This window comes from Arthrobacter sp. JCM 19049, assembly GCF_001310435.1.
Map to the genome: position 1 here is coordinate 1 of NZ_BAXF01000887.1, position 613 is coordinate 613.

General features: G+C 70.5%; 2 protein-coding genes. Both read left to right on the top strand.

Going from position 1 to position 613, the window contains the following annotated elements; genetic code table 11:
• Window positions 1-275: acetyl-CoA carboxylase biotin carboxyl carrier protein subunit (locus JCM19049_RS16925; protein ID WP_279403498.1), on the top strand; the 275-nt coding region annotated here is incomplete at its 5' end.
• 16 nt (window positions 276-291) lie between these two features.
• A partial coding sequence (locus tag JCM19049_RS16930; RefSeq protein ID WP_279403499.1) for an aldolase/citrate lyase family protein occupies window positions 292-613 on the top strand: 322 nt, incomplete at its 3' end.

Genomic DNA, 613 nt, shown 5'->3' on the forward strand with positions numbered 1-613 from the left:
CCCGCTCCCTGGCCCTGCTGCAGCGTGCCGCCTCACCGCTGGATGCCCAGCTGCTCTCCCCCATGCCCGGGGCGGTGTGCGTGCTCAACGTGCAGGACGGCCAGCAGGTGCAGGCCGGCGACGTGCTGTTGGCGGTGGAGGCCATGAAGATGGAACACGAGATCACCGCCCCGGCGGACGGAACCGTGAAGCTGCTGGTGGGCCTGGGTGACCAGCTCACGGCCCGGCAGCCGGTGGCGCAGATGCACTACGCCGAGGCGGCCGAGGAAGGATGAGCAGCATGGGCCCGGCATGGCTTTCTGTCCCGCAGACCGTCCCGAACGCTACGGCAAGGCGGCCGAACGCGCCGACGTGGTGATCCTGGACCTGGAGGACGCGGTCGCGCAGGACGCAAAACACCAGGCCCGGCAGTGGGTGGGCGAATCCGCACTGGATCCGGCGCGCACCCTGGTGCGGGTCAATGCCGCCGATTCCCCGCACTTCGCCGAGGACCTGGCCATGGTGCGCACCAGCGGCTACACCAAGGTGATGCTGCCCAAGGCCGAGGACCCGCGGGTGCTCGCCGAGCTGGAGGGGCTAAGGGTGTACGCGCTGATTGAGACCGCGCGCGGGG